19 protein-coding genes and 1 tRNA gene are annotated in these 17,399 nt (G+C 69.3%); 14 read left to right on the forward strand and 6 right to left on the reverse strand.

Translation table 11 applies throughout. The features are described from left to right. The first annotated feature begins 33 nt into the window (after window positions 1–33). Window positions 34–2,397, forward strand: a complete 2,364-nt coding sequence (locus tag AX721_RS10970; RefSeq protein WP_068876053.1) for a DNA translocase FtsK — start codon at window positions 34–36, stop codon at window positions 2,395–2,397. Here the strand turns inward: AX721_RS10970 and AX721_RS10975 are convergent. After that, on the reverse strand, window positions 2,394–2,642 hold the full coding sequence (locus AX721_RS10975) for a UvrB/UvrC motif-containing protein (protein ID WP_082765469.1): 249 nt from the start codon (window positions 2,640–2,642) through the stop codon (window positions 2,394–2,396). The genes AX721_RS10970 and AX721_RS10975 overlap by 4 nt on opposite strands. A 93-nt stretch (window positions 2,643–2,735) precedes the next feature. Here AX721_RS10975 and AX721_RS10980 point away from each other — a divergent pair, with 93 nt between their 5' ends. Together AX721_RS10980 and xth are read left to right on the forward strand one after the other, a co-directional pair. Next, window positions 2,736–3,371, forward strand: a complete 636-nt coding sequence (locus tag AX721_RS10980) for an outer-membrane lipoprotein carrier protein LolA (protein WP_068876054.1) — start codon at window positions 2,736–2,738, stop codon at window positions 3,369–3,371. A gap of 225 nt (window positions 3,372–3,596) precedes the next feature. Beyond that, window positions 3,597–4,403, forward strand: a complete 807-nt coding sequence (gene xth / locus AX721_RS10985; RefSeq protein WP_068876055.1) for an exodeoxyribonuclease III — start codon at window positions 3,597–3,599, stop codon at window positions 4,401–4,403. On the opposite strand, the gene AX721_RS10990 is transcribed toward xth, so the two are convergent. Further along, on the reverse strand, window positions 4,400–5,083 hold the full coding sequence (locus AX721_RS10990; RefSeq protein WP_068876080.1) for a response regulator transcription factor: 684 nt from the start codon (window positions 5,081–5,083) through the stop codon (window positions 4,400–4,402). The genes xth and AX721_RS10990 overlap by 4 nt on opposite strands. 54 nt (window positions 5,084–5,137) lie before the next feature. Here AX721_RS10990 and AX721_RS10995 point away from each other — a divergent pair, with 54 nt between their 5' ends. The 4 genes from AX721_RS10995 to AX721_RS11010 all read left to right on the forward strand — a co-directional run bounded on the left by AX721_RS10995 (window position 5,138) and on the right by AX721_RS11010 (window position 8,032). After that, complete coding sequence (locus tag AX721_RS10995; protein WP_068876056.1) at window positions 5,138–5,644, forward strand: L,D-transpeptidase; 507 nt, start codon at window positions 5,138–5,140, stop codon at window positions 5,642–5,644. Further along, complete coding sequence (locus AX721_RS11000; protein WP_068876057.1) at window positions 5,641–6,309, forward strand: AraC family transcriptional regulator; 669 nt, start codon at window positions 5,641–5,643, stop codon at window positions 6,307–6,309. Before AX721_RS10995 ends, AX721_RS11000 begins: the two co-directional genes overlap by 4 nt. A gap of 26 nt (window positions 6,310–6,335) precedes the next feature. Further along, complete coding sequence (locus tag AX721_RS11005) at window positions 6,336–7,469, forward strand: hypothetical protein (RefSeq protein WP_068876058.1); 1,134 nt, start codon at window positions 6,336–6,338, stop codon at window positions 7,467–7,469. Window positions 7,470–7,959: 490 nt separating this feature from the next. Further along, a tRNA-Thr gene (locus AX721_RS11010) sits at window positions 7,960–8,032 on the forward strand. A 267-nt stretch (window positions 8,033–8,299) separates the two neighbouring features. Here AX721_RS11010 and AX721_RS27350 read toward each other — a convergent pair. Continuing rightward, the gene (locus tag AX721_RS27350; protein ID WP_156467127.1) at window positions 8,300–8,488 is read right to left on the reverse strand and encodes a hypothetical protein; all 189 of its coding nucleotides are present in this window, start codon (window positions 8,486–8,488) and stop codon (window positions 8,300–8,302) included. Between AX721_RS27350 and AX721_RS28755 the strand changes: the two genes are divergently transcribed. Both AX721_RS28755 and AX721_RS11015 read left to right on the forward strand, forming a co-directional pair. After that, the gene (locus tag AX721_RS28755; protein WP_369796597.1) at window positions 8,469–8,624 is read left to right on the forward strand and encodes a DUF6471 domain-containing protein; all 156 of its coding nucleotides are present in this window, start codon (window positions 8,469–8,471) and stop codon (window positions 8,622–8,624) included. The genes AX721_RS27350 and AX721_RS28755 overlap by 20 nt on opposite strands. After that, entirely contained in the window at window positions 8,624–9,565 is a 942-nt protein-coding gene (locus AX721_RS11015) for a hypothetical protein (protein WP_068876059.1), read from the forward strand. The genes AX721_RS28755 and AX721_RS11015 overlap by 1 nt, the downstream gene beginning before the upstream one ends. A 254-nt stretch (window positions 9,566–9,819) precedes the next feature. Here the strand turns inward: AX721_RS11015 and AX721_RS11020 are convergent, their stop codons facing one another. Continuing rightward, a complete protein-coding gene (locus tag AX721_RS11020) occupies window positions 9,820–10,485 on the reverse strand; it encodes a YggS family pyridoxal phosphate-dependent enzyme (RefSeq protein WP_068876060.1) in 666 nt (221 codons plus the stop codon). Between the two features lie 16 nt (window positions 10,486–10,501). On the opposite strand from AX721_RS11020, the gene AX721_RS11025 reads away from it, so the two are divergent. After that, window positions 10,502–11,086, forward strand: coding sequence for a thiamine phosphate synthase (locus AX721_RS11025; protein ID WP_082765242.1), 585 nt, complete (start codon window positions 10,502–10,504; stop codon window positions 11,084–11,086). Here AX721_RS11025 and AX721_RS11030 read toward each other — a convergent pair. Next, window positions 11,076–11,462 carry an NtrZ family periplasmic regulatory protein gene (locus tag AX721_RS11030; protein WP_068876061.1) on the reverse strand — a complete coding sequence of 129 codons (387 nt, stop codon included), beginning with the start codon at window positions 11,460–11,462 and terminating at the stop codon, window positions 11,076–11,078. The genes AX721_RS11025 and AX721_RS11030 overlap by 11 nt on opposite strands. A gap of 267 nt (window positions 11,463–11,729) precedes the next feature. Between AX721_RS11030 and AX721_RS11035 the strand changes: the two genes are divergently transcribed. The 4 genes from AX721_RS11035 to holA all read left to right on the forward strand — a co-directional run bounded on the left by AX721_RS11035 (window position 11,730) and on the right by holA (window position 16,535). Then, window positions 11,730–12,206, forward strand: coding sequence for a DUF3576 domain-containing protein (locus AX721_RS11035; RefSeq protein WP_068876062.1), 477 nt, complete (start codon window positions 11,730–11,732; stop codon window positions 12,204–12,206). Between the two features lie 196 nt (window positions 12,207–12,402). Further along, on the forward strand, window positions 12,403–14,979 hold the full coding sequence (leuS, locus tag AX721_RS11040; protein ID WP_068876063.1) for a leucine--tRNA ligase: 2,577 nt from the start codon (window positions 12,403–12,405) through the stop codon (window positions 14,977–14,979). Then, window positions 14,976–15,482 carry an LPS assembly lipoprotein LptE gene (lptE, locus tag AX721_RS11045; protein WP_068876064.1) on the forward strand — a complete coding sequence of 169 codons (507 nt, stop codon included), beginning with the start codon at window positions 14,976–14,978 and terminating at the stop codon, window positions 15,480–15,482. Before leuS ends, lptE begins: the two co-directional genes overlap by 4 nt. Beyond that, entirely contained in the window at window positions 15,483–16,535 is a 1,053-nt protein-coding gene (gene holA, locus AX721_RS11050; RefSeq protein ID WP_068876065.1) for a DNA polymerase III subunit delta, read from the forward strand. Here holA and AX721_RS11055 read toward each other — a convergent pair. Further along, on the reverse strand, window positions 16,532–17,398 hold the full coding sequence (locus tag AX721_RS11055) for a ParB/RepB/Spo0J family partition protein (RefSeq protein ID WP_068876066.1): 867 nt from the start codon (window positions 17,396–17,398) through the stop codon (window positions 16,532–16,534). The genes holA and AX721_RS11055 overlap by 4 nt on opposite strands. Window position 17,399 lies beyond the last annotated feature (1 nt).

The following is a 17,399-nucleotide window of genomic DNA, read 5'->3' on the forward strand; positions in this document are numbered from 1 at the left end:
AGGGGTCAAGTCGAGCTGGGAGACCTTGGGCGCATGGCGCGGGTGGCGCGGAAAACCGGTGGCGAGCTTGCGCTTCACATCGCCAGGCTCACCTGGAGCCATCCGGCGACGGCGCGGATGCGGGGCGGCCTGGTCGCGGCGTTCGGCGCGGCCCTCGCCGCCGCGTTCGCGACCTACAACGCCGCCGACCCCAGCCTGAACGCCGCCGGTCCGACCCAGCCGACCAACGCTCTGGGCGGCGGCGGCGCCGTGCTGGCCGATATCGGCGTGCAGTCGCTGGGCGTGGCAGCCGGCCTGGCCGCCCTTCTGATCGTCACCTGCGGCCTGGCCCGCGTGGCCGATCCCGAGCCGGACGCCAGTCGGGCCCGGCTTCGGCTGCGCGCGGCGATCGGGACCCTGGGCGTCCTGGCGCTCGCCGGCGCCCTGTCCTGGGCTCCGACGCCCGCCGCCTGGCCGCTGGCCAAGGGTCTGGGCGGCTTCTGGGGAGATGGTCTGCTCGGCGGCTTCGCCGGCTTGATCGACTATGCGCGGCTGGCCTTCGCGACCGCCATCGCCGGGACAGTCCTGACCGCCGCCGGGATCGTCGCGTACGGCTACGGCCTGGGTCTCTCGCGCCTGGACGTCCGCGGGATCGCCGACGGCCTCACCCACGCCCTGGCGCCCAAGCCGAAGTTGAAGGCGGCGACGCCCGAGCCTGTGGGCGCCGCCAAGGTGGCGCGTCGCAAGAAGGCGGCGCCCACCGAGGACGCCTACGACGACGGCCCCGACCTCCCGCCGCTGCCCGTGGCGGCCGCCGGCGACGGACCTGTCCTGCAGGTCAAGGCGCCCAAACCCGCGCCCAAGGAGAGCGTGCGCGAGCAGAAGGAGGCTCAGGCCACCTTCGCCTTCGCGCAGGACGGCGGCTTCCAGCTGCCCGAACTGTCGATGCTGACCAAGGCGCCCGCCCGCGCCGCCCAGTACGACGAGGGCGCCCTGCGCCAGAACGCCCAGCTGCTCGAAAGCGTGCTGGCCGAGTTCGGCGTCCGCGGCCAGGTGGACCAGATCCGCCCCGGCCCCGTGGTCACGCTCTACGAGCTGGTGCCGGCCGCCGGGGTGAAGTCGGCCCGGGTCGTGGCGCTCAGCGACGACATCGCGCGGTCCATGAGTGTCGCCTCGGCCCGCGTCTCGGTGGTGCCCGGCCGCAACGCCATCGGCATCGAGCTGCCGAACCAGCGGCGCGAGACGGTCTATCTACGCGAACTGCTGGCTGCGCCGGAGTACGAGCGCGGCGGCCAGTCGCTGCCGGTCGTGCTGGGCGAGACTATCGGCGGCGAGCCCTACATCGCCGACCTGGCCAAGATGCCCCACCTCCTGATCGCCGGCACCACCGGCTCGGGCAAGTCGGTGGGCGTCAACGCCATGATCCTGTCGATCCTCTATCGCCTGCCGCCCGAGCAGTGCCGGCTGATCATGATCGACCCGAAGATGCTGGAGCTCAGCGTCTACGACGGCATCCCGCACCTGCTGGCGCCGGTGGTGACCGATCCCAAGAAGGCCATCGTCGCGCTGAAATGGACGGTGCGGGAGATGGAGGACCGCTATCGCCGGATGTCGAAGATCGGCGTCCGCAACGTGGCCTCCTACAATGAGCGGGCCCGGGAAGCCCTGGCCAAGGGCGAGCATTTCGAGCGGACCGTGCAGACCGGCTTCGACGAGGCCGGCCGCGCCACCTACGAGAGCGAGAAGATCCGGCCCGAGCCGATGCCTTACCTGGTCGTGATCATCGACGAGGTGGCCGACCTGATGATGGTGGCCGGCAAGGACATCGAGGGCGCCGTCCAGCGGCTGGCCCAGATGGCGCGCGCCGCCGGCATCCACCTGATCATGGCCACCCAGCGCCCGTCGGTGGACGTCATCACCGGCACGATCAAGGCCAACTTCCCGACCCGGATCAGCTTCCAGGTCACCTCCAAGATCGATTCCCGCACCATCCTGGGCGAGCAGGGCGCCGAACAGCTGCTGGGGCAGGGCGACATGCTCTACATGGCCGGCGGCGGCCGCATCACCCGCCTGCACGGCCCGTTCGTGTCCGACGGCGAGGTCGAGGCGGTGGCCAAGTTCCTGCGCGACCAGGGCACGCCCAGCTACCTCGAAGAGGTCACCGCCGGGGGCGACGAGGAAGGCGAGGAGGGCGACCTGGGCTTCGGCGGCGGGGACGGGGAGGGTAACGACCTCTACGACCGCGCCGTGGCCGTGGTCACCCGCGACGGCAAGGCGTCGACCAGCTACATCCAGCGCCGCCTGCAGATCGGCTACAACCGCGCCGCGTCGCTGATCGAGCGCATGGAGCAGGAGGGGGTCGTCGGCCCCGCAAACCACGCCGGCAAGCGCGAGATCCTCGTGAGCGCGGCGCCTTAGCGCGAACGCCGGCCGCCCGGCTTGTGGCCCTTGGTCATCGGGTCGGGCTTCTTCGGCAACGGCTTGTCGGGGGAGGGGACGTAGCGCTCCTGGCTCGAGCCCAGGCCCATGCGGCCCGGCTTCTGCTCGACGAGGTTGGATTCGCCCGAGCGGATGCGGGCGATGGCGTCGCGCAGCAGCGCGGCGGTCTCGAAGTCGCCGGCCTCGGCGGCCTCGGCCATCCGCCGTTCAAGGTCCTCGATCATGCCCAAGGAACACCTCCCGCGGGCAAGGCGTTGCCGCTGGCCCCATTGCCGCCCCGCTGGCGCGATAGGCCTTCGGCACGTTACGGAGCAAGCATGACCTTCACTCGACGCAGCCTCACCCTGGCGCTTGCCGCGGCGCCGCTGGCCGGCCCGGCCCTGGCGCAGACCGGGCTTTCCGCCGCCGACCAGGCCCTGGTCAGCCGCGCCGTCACCTATCTGGAGGGCCTGGACGAGGCCAAGGCGCGGTTCGTGCAGACCGACGCCCGCGGCCGGGCGACGACGGGCCAGCTGTTCATGAAACGGCCAGGGAAGGCCCGCTTCGCCTACGACGCTCCGTCGGGACTCCTGGTGGTCTCGGACGGCGGCGTGGTCTCGGTGCAGGACAAGCGGCTGAAAACCTTCGACCAGTATCCCCTGGCCGCCACACCCCTCTCACTGTTCCTGGCAAAGACCATCCGGCTGGATCGGGGCGTCACGATCACCCGCGTGTCGCGGATGGCCGACGGGTTCTCGATCACGGCCCGCGACGGGAAGAAGGAGACCGCGGGCCAGATCACGCTCACCTTCACCGACAGCCCCCTGGCCCTGGCGGGCTGGACGGTCACGGACGCCCAGCAGCGCCCGACCCGAGTTCAGCTCCTCGGTCTGCAACGGACATCAGGTCTGGACCGCTCGCTCTTCGTCCTGAAGGACCCGCGCCCCAAGAACCCTGGCCGAGGAAAAGTTTAGGTTGCAAAAACTGTGCTTTAGCCGACACAGGCAAGCTGTACCGTGAAAGGCCTTTGACTTTCTGTCATACTGTGGCGATATTATCACTACGTCGTCGGCGCGCCGGTCGTGTCGACGAAATCCGTGCCGGAACCTATCCCCTCCCGGCGGCGGCATGAGAGACAACTCATACGGCCCGGGCGCACGCCAAGCGCCCGGGCTTTCTTTTTGATCTAGAAAGCGGGCATGCGACTTCGAATCTGTACGTGGAACGTGAACTCGGTGCGGCTGCGCGCCGAACAGGCGGCCCGCTTCGTCCAGGAACAGGCGCCCGACATCCTCTGCATGCAGGAGATCAAGTGCCGCGAGGGCGAATTCCCGGCAGACGCCTTCAAGGAGATGGGGCTTCCCTACCTGAAGATCGCCGGCCAGAAGGGCTGGCACGGGGTGGCCATCGCCTCGCGCCTGCCGATCGAGGCCACTCCGCCGCTGGACGTCTGCCGCGAGAAGCACGCCCGCTGCGTCGGCGGCACGATCGCCGGCGTCGAGGTCCACAACTTCTACATCCCGGCCGGCGGCGACGTGCCCGACCGTCTGGAGAACCCGAAGTTCGACCATAAGCTGGATTTCTACGAGAAGCTGACCGCCGAGCTTTCCAAGCGCGACCCGAAGGCGCCGCTGGCCATCGTGGGCGACCTGAACGTGGCGCCCGGCGAGTTCGACGTCTGGAACCACAAGTACATGTCCAAGATCGTCAGCCACACGCCGGTGGAGATCGAGGCGTTCCGCAAGCTGGAGGCCTCGCTGGGCTTCATCGACCTGACCCGGTCCACGACGCCCGAGCCCACCAAGCTGGCCTCATGGTGGAGCTATCGCGCCGCCGACTTCCGCCAGTCGAACCGCGGCCTGCGCCTGGACCACATCCTGGTGACGCCCGGCCTGCGCGAGGCCGCCTGGCGCCTCGGCGCCCCCGCCAGCCGGGTCCATGACGACGTCCGCGCCTGGGAACGCCCCAGTGACCACGCGCCGGTCAGCGCCGACCTGGTCCTTTAGGGCGCCAGCTTGTAGCCGCCCTGCTCGGTCAGCAGCAGGCGGGCGTTCGCCGGGTCGGGTTCGATCTTCTGTCGCAGGCGATAGACGTGGGTTTCCAGGGTGTGGGTGGTGACCCCGGCGTTGTAGCCCCAGACCTCGGCCAGCAGCTCCTCGCGCGATACGGCCTTTTCGCCGGCGCGGTAGAGGTACTTCAGGATGTTGGTCTCTTTTTCCGTCAGCCGGATCTTCTTGCCCTTCTCGTCCACCAGCATCTTGGCGGCAGGGCGGAATTCATAGGCGCCCAGGCGGAAGACCGCGCCTTCCGAATGCTCGTAGTCGCGCAGCTGGGCCCGGATGCGCGCCAGTAGCACCGCGAACTTGTAGGGCTTGGTGACGTAGTCGTTGGCGCCCGAATCGAGGCCCCTGACGGTGTCGTCGTCGGTGTCGGCGGCGGTCAGCATGATGACCGGCGTCGTCACGCCGTCCTCCCGCATCCGCTTGCACGCCTCGCGCCCGTCCATGTCGGGCAGATCGACGTCCAGCAGGATCAGGTCGGGTTTGGCCTCCCGCGCCTGGCGCACGCCGTCACCCGCGGTGGCCGCTTCGACGGTGTCGAAGGCCTCGGCCTGCAGTTGTTCGGCGATCGCCCCGCGAAGGTCCTGGTCGTCGTCGACGATGAGGAGGGTCTTGCGTTGAGCCATGTTGAGCAACAAACACCATCAGGCCCGTTCGCGGCAAAGGGTTTCGAGGTTCCCGTGATCTTCGTAGCGACCTCAGACGGCTGGCTGGACGTCGGCGGGCGGCGGGTGCGGTGCGCGCTCGGCCCCGCCGGCGTGGTTCCCGCGGCGCAGAAGCGGGAAGGCGACGGGGCCTCACCGGCCGGCGTCTGGCCGATCCGCGAGGTGATCTATCGGCCCGACCGCGGACCGCCGCCGGCCTGCGAGTTGCGGGTGCGGGCCATGACCGAGGACGATGGCTGGTGCGACGACCCGGCGGACCCGGAATACAACCGCCACGTCAAGCTGCCCTACCCGGCTAGCGCCGAGCGGCTGTGGCGCGAGGATAGCGTCTATGACATCGTGGTGGTCCTGGGGCACAACGACGATCCGCCCGTCCCGGGCCTCGGCTCGGCGATCTTCCTGCACATCTGCAAGCCCGGCTATCCGCCCACGGAGGGCTGCGTCGCGGTCATGCGCGAGGACCTGGAAGACCTGCTGGATTCGGCCCGGCCGGGCGATGCGGTGGAGATCCGCGCCGTATGAACCATCCGCCGCTCCGCCAGGTTCTGGCCGGCGGCGAGCTGGCCCGACACCGACACGCCGAGGGCTACCTCGCGGTGGTGCTGTCCGGCGGCTACGAGGAGGCGGGCGAGGCGGGCCGGCGGCGCGTCGCGGCAGGCGATGTCATCGTCCACCATCCCTTCGAGGCGCACCTGAACCGCGTGCCCGGCCGCGGCGCCGCGGTGCTGAACCTGCCGCTTCTGGGCCCCCTGCCCGGAAGCTTCGGCCGGATCCGCGATCCGGACCTGATCGTTCGCACCGCCGAGCGCGACCCGAACGCCGCGGTGGCGCTGCTAGCCTCGGAGTTCGCCGTGGCGCCACCCGTCGGCGGAGACTGGCCGGACGATCTGGCGCGGCTGCTGGCCACGCGCCCCACGGGCCTTCAGGCCTGGGCGGCGAAGCGCAACCTGTCCGTCGAGCACCTGTCGCGCGGCTTCCGCAAGGTCTTCGGCGTGGCGCCCCAGCGCTTCGGCCTCGAGGCCCGCGCCCGGGCCGCGGCCGCCGACGCCGCGCATTCGGCGGCGCCCCTGGCCGCCATCGCCGTGGACCGGGGCTTCGCGGATCAGGCCCACATGACCCGCGCCGTGGCCGCCGTGACTGGCCGCACCCCCGGCGCCTGGCGCGCATCAAGTCCGTTCAAGACCTAAACCTGAGGCCGGCCCAGGGTCGGGGCATGAATCGACGCCAGCTCCTTATCGCGGCCACGGCCGCCGCCCTGCCCCTCCCCGCCGCCGCTGAAAGCCGCACCCGTTGGAAGGTGCGCGGCTCGGAGGGCTTCGACGCCCTCTGTTTCCTGGGACCGCTGTCCGGCAAGCCGCTCTACACCCGGTACTACGAAGCTGAACTGGCACACTTCCGGCCGGCGTTTCCACCGTCCGCCCAGGCGGCGCTGGACCGCCTGCAGGCCGCCGCCGATGCGAGGGGCTCGCTGCTGGCTCCCGGTCTCTGCACCCTATTGTCGGGCGCTTCGGATGCCACACTGGACGACGTGATCCTCGCCGTGCGCGAGGCGGAGGCCCGGGTGCGGCCGGCGTATGCGGAGAGCCCCTATTGGGACCAGGAGAGCTGGGACGCCTTCCTGGCCTCCCGCAAGGACCTGCTGGCCGTTCTCGCCGGCCTGAAGACGGCGGGATTCCCGGCGTTCCGCCAGACGTTCCTGCGGGCGAAGCTGGGGCCTCGGGTCGCGGCGCTGACGGCGCGGCTGGCGTCGCTGGACGTGATCGCCGAGCAGGAACGGCTGATCGGCCGCACGCTGGAGCCGGAGATCGAGGTCGTCCTGCTGTGGTTCTCCAAGCCGCACGGCACCCGGATCCAGGGCCAGCGGTTCCTGAGCCACGTGGACTATCCGGACGACCTGACGATCCGCATCGCCGCCCACGAGATCCTCCACCCGCCGTTCCCCATGGACGGGCCGACCGCCAAGGCCGCCATCGCCGCCCTGGAGGCCGATCCGCTGATGGTCCGCATCCTGAAGGAGCACGACCCCGCGTTCGGCTACAATACGATGGAAGGCATCCTCAACGAGGACACCGTCCAGGCCCTGGACCAGATCGTCTCCGACCGCCTGGGCGTCGCCCGGCCGCCCGCGGAGCGCTGGGCCAAGGCCGACGACGGCATGCACGTCCTGGCCGCGGGCCTCTACGGCCTGCTGAAGGCCGACGGCTACGATCGCACGGGCGGCGACATCGAGGCCTGGATGGCGAGGGCGGTGAAGACCGGCCGGCTCGCGCCGGCATCGCTGCACCCCGCCGCGGCCGGCGTCCTGGGCGTGCCCGCCGACAAGCTATGGCCCCGGCCTAAGACTTAGATTTTGTTGTAAACCCGGCCCTGGGCGTGTGGGCGGCCAGGCTTCCCCCTTTGGGGGAAAGCGGGAAGGCCCAAGGCCCTCAACGCCCCTGGCACCGAGGACCGCGGAGCGGACCCGCACGCTCGTGCCGCTCGGGGCCGCTTAGGGGCCGCTGTCGTCACTGGACATGGCCCGCCAGATTTCGACGGCCCGCGCGCTGCCACATGGCGAGCAGGACGTCACGACCATGCGCAAGCGCGGCGGCGCGTGCCCGTGGAAGCTGCGGGCGAGGGGGGTGGTCGAGGAGGTTCGGCAGGCCCGGGAAATACAAGGGTTGCCGGCTCACCGGCGGCTTTGAGGTATACAAGATGTAGTGGCTCGCGAACTTCTATCCCCAATCTATGGGAAATTATCCCCGCCGACCAGCGGTTTTTCGGTATCGACTCGCGGGGAACTATGCCAGCTTGGGTGCGCCGACGAGAAAGGGCCGACCCTTTCGGATCGGCCCTATGCGCTCGTAGCTCAGTGGATAGAGCAGGTTCTTCGTAGGTCCCCGGTCGCTGGTTCGAGTCCAGCCGAGCGCGCACTATCCACAGACGAGGCGGTCACTCTGACGGGTGGCCGCCTTTTTTGGTTCTAGCTCGCCAACCCTCAAGGAGTCGAATCACTAGAGTTGGCCCATCGTCAACGATTCGACTCCGGGGCGCAATTCAAATATGGTACATTTCTGACCTGATTTTGGATGAACCGGTTTGGCCGCTGACGACGTCTCAAAGGCCAAGGGCGTTCCCAACCCTCTGCCCGTGTCGCTCTCCCCCCTAACTCGGGCGCGGTTAGAGGCGCTTGCAAACTCAGAACTCTTTGGAGGCGGAGCGCGCGATGTGGCGCGCCGCTTTATCGAAGATGGAATCCGGAGGGTCGTGGAAGAGGGCTGGTTCGGCGAGGTTCGACTCACCGTTGCCAGTAGCCCTTCCACTGAGGGGAGACCGGGTGAGCCAGAGCGGAGCTAGTCGCCAGTCGATGGCCTGGGCCTCGGTCATATACATCACCTTCGCCAGTGAGAGGCTGCGAGCTGCGGCGGAGAGAAAGCTAGCTGCAATTGGAGCGCGAGACACCGGAGCGAACCTACGCAATAAGATCAGCCGGGGCGGATTTACCGGGGCGTTCCTGATCTAATGTCTGACAGCAGCGGGCGTGACAGCTCTACGTTTGCAGGACTGACGGCCTTCGGCCACGCGCTAGTGGTCATGGTGCTCGCCGCCGCCATCGGTCTTGTGTGGACGTCCGTCGATGCGACGCGGACGAAACGCGAGATAGCTTATCAGCAGGCCCGCGAACGGTGCCAAGGCGCCACCAATTCCGATTGCCAAGAGCTCGCTACTGCGATCCGAAGCGCTGTCGCAGGTGAGCGGGCCGCCGACCTCGCCGCACAACAACTGTGGCTTAACATCATCGGCATTATCGGCCTGGGTGCCACCGTTCTGTTTGCCGCCTTCGCCTGGCGTGAAGCGCAGAGGGCCGCCGCTGAGGCCCGCGAGGCGAACCGGATTAGTCGTGAGGCGCTCTTTTCTGACCAACGGGCGTGGCTGGAAATCGACCAAGTAACCATTGAGACGGACCTCAGGTGGACGGAGACGGAGGCCCGCATAACATTCTGGTTCACCTACAAGAACATTGGAAACACTCCCGCGCGCGGTGTGACAACCGACGCCGTTTTGCATTATGACTTCCTTAAATGGCCGCATGAAGTGCGGCGGGAAATGATGGCTGCCAAAGCCAACCAGAAGCCGTTTTTCGGTCAGCTTGTGTTCCCCAACCGAGAATTGCGCCAAGGTCTTGGCTTGGTTGTCACGATTGACGAACTGAACGCCTACGACGCTCGTATGCAGGTCGAGTTCGCCGGGGACCGAGTGGCACCAGGTTGGAACCACTATAGTCTGGTGGGCTGCGTCACCTACTGGTCTGCCGGGGATGTTCCCCATCAAACCGGGTTTGTGTTCGATCTGCGCCCCGAGACACCCTACGGGGTCAGTCACGCCTTCAAGCGCGGGCAGGACGTGCCAAAGACGCACATGTTCCTGCAGCGGTCCCACCATGGAGACATCGAAGCGACTTAGGGCGGCCAACGCCGCAATACTGCTTATCCCTCCCATCACGCGTCACCGTTTCCGATGACAGGCGGGACCACATTCGCAGGCGTCCGAACCGTTTTTGGTGTGTTTGCTGCACAATACAGCGCCCGCCGACCAGCTCTGGCCCCGGCCTAAGGCCTAGAGGCTGTCGTAAACCCGGCTCCGGGCGTATCGGCCACCTGGAGGCGGGCGGCGGCCAGGCTTCCCCCTCCGGGGGAAATGGGGGGGTTACAAGATCCTCAACGCCCTCTTGCCCCAAAGACCGCCGAGCCGACGCGCACGCTCGTCGCGCCGAAGCGTATGGCGGTTTCGAAGTCGCCGCTCATACCCATCGAGAGTTTCGAGAGCCCGTTGCGGGCGGCGATCTTGGCGAGGAGGGCGAAGTGCGGCCCCGGCGGCTCGTCGGCGGGCGGGATGCACATCAGTCCTTCCGGCTGCAGGCCATAGGTCTCGCGGCAGGCCGTGATGAAGGCGTCGGCGTCGGAGGGCAAGATGCCGGCCTTCTGCGGCTCCTCGCCGGTGTTCACCTGGACGTAGAGACGGGGCGCCCGGCCCTGCTTCTGCGCCTCGTCGGCCAGCGACCGGGCCAGCTTTTCGCGGTCCAGGCTCTCGATCACGTCGAAGAAGGCCACCGCCTCCTTCGCCTTATTGGTCTGCAAGGGGCCGATCAGGTGGAGCGTCAGGCCCTCGGCCTTGCCGGCCCAGCGGGCCATCGCCTCCTGCACGCGGTTTTCGCCGAACACCTTCTGGCCGGCGGCCAGCACCGGCTCGATCGCCTCCCACGGCTGGGTCTTGGAGACGGCCACCAGGGTCACGTCGTTCGGATCGCGTCCGGCGGCTTGCGCGGCGCGGGCGATCCGGGCCACCACGTCGACGTAGCCTTCGGCATTGGGAGCGGCGGACATTTCCGGGTTCTGGACCTTGCAGCGTACGGCCCGGCTCTTACCGGCGCGGCGACGGCTGCGGAAGGCCCTGCCAGCCCTGCTGTTCTTCACCGACCCACGGCGCACGCCGGATCCGGAGGCCATCGCCGCGGCCCTGCCGCCCGGAAGCGCCATCGTCTATCGCCACTTCGGCGCCCCCGACGCCGAGGCGCGGGCGCGCCGGCTGCGGGACATCGCCCGGTCGCGCGGGATCAAGCTGCTGGTCGGGCTGGATATTCCGCTCGCGGCCCGGGTCGGGGCGGACGGCGTCCACCTGCCGGAGCGGCTGGCGCATCGCGCCGGCGCCGTGAGGCGCGCGCATCCGCAATGGCTGGTGACCTCGGCGGCGCATTCCCTGGCCGCCGCGCGAAGGGGGGACGCCGACGCGGTGGTGATCTCAGTGGCGTTGCCGTCCAACAGCGCATCGGCCGGCGCAGCGCTGGGGCCGATCCGCCTGGCCACCACCGTCCGCGCCGCGGGCCGGCCCGCCTATGCGCTGGGGGGCGTGAACAACAAAACGGCCCGACGCCTTCTGGACGCGGGCCTCATCGGACTGGCGGCCGTCGAAGGCCTTAGAACTTGAAGGTGGACTCCAGCCGGACCTTCGGCTGGTCGGCGGGGCGGGCCTGATTCCGCTGCGGGGTCAGATCCTGGTCGCCCAGGGCCACCGAGCCGCCCACGCGGACGGAGGGGGTGATCCGGAAGTAGGCGCCGGCCGAGACGTCGTTCGAGGTGGCCGGCCGGCCGTCGGGCTGCTGGATGCCCAGCATCAGGCCGAAGCGGCCCTTGAACGCATCGAAGCGCGTATTGCGTCCGGCGTTCGGCGCGACGGTGGTCGGTTCGGACTTCACCGTGAAGTCCATGGGCTTGGGAGCCTTGTCCGCCGCGTACGCGGCCCCGGCCGCCGCGCTGATCAGCGCGGACGCGGCGAGGACGACGCTGATGCGGCGTGCAGACATCTAACCCTATATAGCCCCAACGGTCACCATTCGCGACCTGCCCCTCGAGTACAGCATCGCGATTGCCGTCGAATTAAGGGCGGCGCCATTTGCGGGTCAACGGGACTCGCCCCTCGCGCGCTCCGTTAACGATAAGATCGTTCGGTTGTGTGGCGCCTGGGGCACGCGATTCCTGTTTGGCGCCTCACAACGCATTGTTATAGAGGCAGCCGGCGCGGGGCGGCGCCGTGGCGCTTGCGCCGCGGAAATCTATGGAGACGGATACATATGCCGTTTGTGCGCGGTAACCGGATGCGTGGCTTGATGATCGCGGCCACGGCGCTGAGCGTCGTCGCCGTGGGGGCCTGTGGGAGCATCCCCAACCCGCTGGGCGGCGGAAAATCGGCCAAGGTCCGCTCGTCGGGCGACAACGCCGCGGCGATCGGCGTCAACGGCTACCTGTGGCGCGCGACGCTGGACACCCTGTCGTTCATGCCCCTGGCCTCTGCAGACCCGTACGGCGGCGTGATCGTGACCGACTGGTACACGAACCCCGAAAAGCCGGACGAGCGCTTCAAGTGCACGGTCTACATCCTGGACTCGCGCCTGCGCGCCGACGGCCTGAACGTGGCGGTCTTCAAGCAGCTGCGCGACGCCAGCGGCAACTGGGTGGACCAGCCGACCGCCGGCCAGACCGAGACGGACATCGAGAACTCGATCCTGACCCGGGCCCGCCAGCTTCGACTTTCGAACATCCGGGGCTGAAGCTCCCATTGCTCCCCCCTTCGGGGGAGCTGTCGGCGGACGCCGACTGAGGGGGCTTCCGCCGTAGCCTGGCCGCCGGGATGAAACCCCCTCCGGCTCAAGGCTTCGCCTCGACCCACCTCCCCCACATCGCGCGCGGTGCGCGCTGGGGGAGGAATGGTTGACCGGACGTCCAACTCCAGTCCAAAGGCCCGTCATGGCCCGCTACAATCCGAAAGAGACCGAGCCGAAGTGGCGCAAGGCGTGGAGCGACGCCGACAGCTTCCGCGCGGTCGCCGACCCGTCCAAGCCCAAATACTATGTGCTGGAGATGTTCCCGTACCCGTCGGGGCGCCTGCACATGGGCCATGTGCGAAACTATTCGATGGGCGACGTCATCGCCCGCTTCAAGCGCGCCCGGGGCTTTTCAGTGCTGCACCCGATGGGCTGGGACGCCTTCGGCCTGCCCGCCGAGAACGCCGCCATGGAGCGCGGCGTCGACCCCAAGGGCTGGACCTACGACAACATCGCCCGGATGCGGGCCGAACTGAAGGAGCTGGGCCTGTCGATCGACTGGTCCCGCGAGTTCGCCACCTGCGACGTGGAGTATTACGGCAAGCAGCAGGCCTGGTTCCTGGACCTGTTCGCCCGGGGCCTGGTCTATCGCAAGGAGAGCCTGGTCAACTGGGACCCGGTGGACCAGACGGTGCTGGCCAACGAACAGGTGGTGGACGGGCGCGGCTGGCGTTCGGGCGCGGTCGTGGAGAAGCGCAAGCTGAACCAGTGGTCCATGCGGATCACCGACTATGCCGACCAGCTGACCGACGACCTGCAGGCCCTGGATCGCTGGCCCGAGAAGGTGCGGGTCATGCAGGAGAACTGGATCGGCCGGTCCAGGGGCCTGCGGTTCAAGTTCCACTTCGCCGGCGAAGACCGGCCGGAAGGGACGGGGCCGGAGGGGCTGGAGGTCTACACCACGCGTCCGGACACCCTGTTCGGGGCGAGCTTCGTCGGCATCGCCGCCGACCACCCGCTGGCGGCGGAGGTGGCGGCGCGCGACCCCAAGGCGGCGGCCTATATCGAGGAATGCCGCAAGGGCGCGGCCACCGAGGCCGAGATCGAGACCGCTGAGAAGACCGGCTACGACACCGGCCTGCGCGTGAAGCATCCGTTCGACCCGAACTGGGAGCTGCCGGTCTGGATCGCGAACTTCATCCTGATGGATTACGGCACGGGCGCGATCTTCGCCTGCCCGGCCCACGACCAGCGCGACCTGGATTTCGCCCGCAAGTACGGCCAGCCGGTGCGGCCCGTGGTGCTGCCGCCCGGTGAAGACCCGGCCACGTTCGAGATCGGGACCGAGGCCTATACGGGCCCTGGGACCATCTACAATTCCGGCTTCCTGGACGGGATGGACATCGAGGCCGCCAAGGCCGCGGCGATCGCCCGGATCGAGGGTCAGGGCGACGGCGAGGGCGCGACGGTGTTCCGCCTGCGCGACTGGGGCGTTTCGCGCCAGCGGGCCTGGGGCTGTCCGATCCCGGTGGTCCACTGCCCGACGGACGGGGTGGTGCCCCTGCCGAAGGACCAGCTGCCGGTCACCCACCCGGCCGACATCGAGTTCGGCAAGTCCGGCAACGCGCTGGAACGGCACCCCACCTGGAAGCACACCACCTGCCCCAAGTGCGGCGGGCCGGCCACGCGGGAAACCGACACGCTGGACACCTTCGTGGACAGCTCCTGGTACTTCGCCCGCTTCGCCAATCCGGACGCGGCCGAGCCGATCGACAAGGCGGCGGCGGACTACTGGCTGCCCGTGGACCAGTACATCGGCGGCATCGAGCACGCCGTGCTGCACCTGCTGTACGCCCGCTTCATCACCAAGGCCCTGGCCGACGACGGCCAGCTGTCGGTTCGCGAGCCGTTCGCGGGCCTGTTCACCCAAGGCATGGTCACCCACGAGACCTATCGCCGCCAGAGCGGGGATTGGGTCGAGCCGAAGGAGGTAGAGCTGCTGACAGAGGGCAATACCCGTCGCGCCGTCATGGTCGGCAGCGGGGAGCCGCTGGTGATCGGCGACATCGAGAAGATGTCGAAGTCCAAGAAGAACACGGTGGCGCCCGAGGAGATCTTCGAGGTCTATGGCGTCGACGCCGCGCGCCTGTTCGTGCTGAGCGACAGCCCGGCGGAACGGGACGTGCAGTGGACCAGCGGCGGGGTCCAGGGCTCGTGGCGGTTCGTGAACCGCGTCTGGGACGAGTTCGACAGCCAGCCGCAGGACATCTCCACGGCCGAGCCGGACGCCGAGCTGCAAAGGGCCACCCACAAGCTGACCAAGCAGGTGACCGAGGCGATCGACACCTTCCGCTTCAACTCGGGCATCGCGAGGCTGTACGAGTTCCTGAACCTGCTGAAGGCCAATCCGGCGAAGGGGGCGAGCCCGGCCGTGCTGGCCGCGCGCCAGGAGGCCCTGTCGGCCTTCGCCCGGCTGATCGCGCCTTTCACGCCGCACCTGGCCGAGGAATGCTGGGCCCGCATCGGCGGCCAGGGCATGGTGGTTCAGGCCCCCTGGCCCACCTTCGACCCCGCCCTGACCGAGGACGCGGTGAAGGTGCTGCCGGTACAGGTGAACGGCAAGCGCCGGGGCGAGATCACCGCCCCCGCCGGCGCAGAGCAGGCCGACGTCGAGAAGATCCTCATGGCCGACCCGGAGATCGCCCAGCGGCTGGAGGGCCTGACCATCCGCAAGATCATTGTGGTCAAGGACCGGATCGTGAATATCGTGGCTGCATGAAGAGGTTCCTCGCCGTCGCCCTCGTCTCGGCCCTAGCGCTCGGCGGCTGCGCCGGCTTTCAGCCGCTGTACGCCCAGCCCGAGGTGGTGAAGAACCTGGCCGCCATCCAGGTGAACGCGCCGTCCGGCCGCACCGGCTATCTCATCCGCCAGCACCTGGACGACGCCTTCGCCAAGGACCACGCGGCGCCGGCCGCCTACACCATGGACCTCAGCCTGGGCGAGGCGCGGTATCCGCGCGGGGTGCGGATCGACAACGTGGCCACCCGCTACGAATACGTGCTGACCGCCAGCTACGCCCTGCGCGACATCCGGTCCCGCGCCGTGGCCAAGCAGGGCCAGGTTCGGGTCGAGCTCACCTACGACAGCGCCGACCAGCCCTATGCCTCGATCTCCGCCCAGCAGGACGCCCAGGACCGGGCGGCCGAGGAAGCGGCCCGCCGCATCCAGCTCGAGCTGGCCGTCTGGCTGGCCAACGGGGCCAAGGTCGCCCGCGCGAACTAGATGATCCTCGGCAAGCGTCCGGACATCGAGCGCTTCCTCGGGAAACCCGATCCCGCCATCCGCGCCGTCCTGATCTATGGCCGGGACCTGGGGGTCGTGCGCGACCGTGGCCACCAGCTGGCCGGCAAGGTGGTTCCCAACCCCGACGATCCCTTCGACGTCGCACTGCTGACCGAACAGGACCTGGCCGACGACGGCGGGCGGCTGGAGGGCGAGCTCGCCGCCCAGTCGCTGATGGGCGGCCGGCGGCTGGTGCGCCTGCGCCTCACCGCCGAGAAGCCGGCCGCCGACAAGCTGGCGGCCGAGGCGCTGGACCGGCACGCCAAGGGCGAGCTCAACCCGGACGCCTTCTTCCTGATCGAGGCCGGCAACCTCGGCCGCGAGTCCGCCCTGCGCAAGGCCGCCGAGAAGGCGAACGCGGCGGCCGCCATCCCCTGCTACGAGGACGAGCCCGGCGACGTGGCCCGGCTGGTGCGCGAGCTGCTCGCCAAGGACCAGGTGGCGCTGAACGCCGACGCCCTGCAGCTATTCGTAGGCCGGCTGCCCAAGGAACGGGGCGTGGCGCGCCAGGAGATCGAACGGCTGGCCCTCTATCTCGGCCCCGGCAGCGGGACCACGGCCACGCCGGCGGACCTGGAGCCCTTCCTGGGCGTGGAGCCGGAATCCTCGCTGTTCGACGCGGCGGCCGACGCTTTCGGCGGGCGGCTGGGCGAGGCGCAGGCGGGCCTGCGCCGGGCGGCGCAGGAGGGCGAGGCGGGGCCGGCCGCGGTCCGCGCCATCGGCATGCACCTAGGCAAGCTGCGGCGCGTCCTGACCCTGCACAAGAACGGCGCGGGCCTGCAGGAGGCGGCCAAGGCCTCGGGCGTGTTCTGGAAGCAGGAGCGGGAGTTCCTGCGCCAGGCGCGGAGCTGGTCGCTGGACGAGCTGGACCGCATCCAGCCGGAAGTGCTGGCGGCGGACAAGGCCTGCAAGACCGCCGGCTCCCCCGATCGCCTCATCGCCGAGCGCCTGGCCCTGACCATCGCCGGCCGGGCGCGGCGGCTGGGCCTCTAGCGGCGCATCAGGCGGCGGCAGATCTCGTCGAGCTGTTCCAGGCTGGCGTAGCGGATCTTCACCTCCCCGGCGCCGCCGCGGTCGGCGATGTCGACGCTCATGCCGAGGGCGTCCTCCAGGTCGACCTCCAGCGAGGCCGTGTCGGCGTCCTTGGCCTTGCGCGGGCCGGACGCCTTCTTGGGCGCCTCGCCGCCGCCGCGGGTCAGCGCCTCGGCGTCGCGCACCGTCAGCCCCTGCTCCACGATGCGGTCGGCCAGCTGTTCGGCGTTTTCCGCGGTCAGGAGGGCCCGGGCGTGGCCGGCGGTGAGCCGTCCGGCCACCAGGTGGTCCTGGACGCCCTGGGGCAACTGCATCAGCCGCAGGGTGTTGGCCACGTGGCTGCGCGACTTGCCCAGGCGCTTGGCCGCCTCCTCCTGGGTGATCTGGAGCTGGCCCATGAGCGCGGAATAGGCGCGGGCCTCTTCCATGGGGTTGAGGTCGGCCCGCTGGATGTTCTCGATGATGGCGATCTCGAACGCCTCGACGTCGCCCAGGTCGCGGACCAGCGCCGGGATCGCGGAAAGGCCCGCCCGCTGCGCCGCGCGCCAGCGGCGCTCGCCGGCGACGATCTCGAATTCGCCCGCGGTGCGCTTGGACGGCCGCACGAGGATCGGCTGCAGCACGCCCTTGTCACGGATGGACTCGGCCAGTTCGGCCAGCTCGGCCTCGGCGAAGGTCTGGCGCGGCTGTTCGGGGTTGCGGTGGATCAGCTCGATCGGGATCTCACGGACGCCGGTGGCCGGATCGGCGGCGTGCGCGATCTCCTCGGATTCGCCCAGCAACGCCGACAGGCCGCGGCCCAATCCCCTGCGGTTCTCCGCCATC

The sequence above is a fragment of the Phenylobacterium sp. CCH9-H3 genome, from assembly GCF_001557235.1.
Lineage (GTDB): Bacteria > Pseudomonadota > Alphaproteobacteria > Caulobacterales > Caulobacteraceae > Phenylobacterium.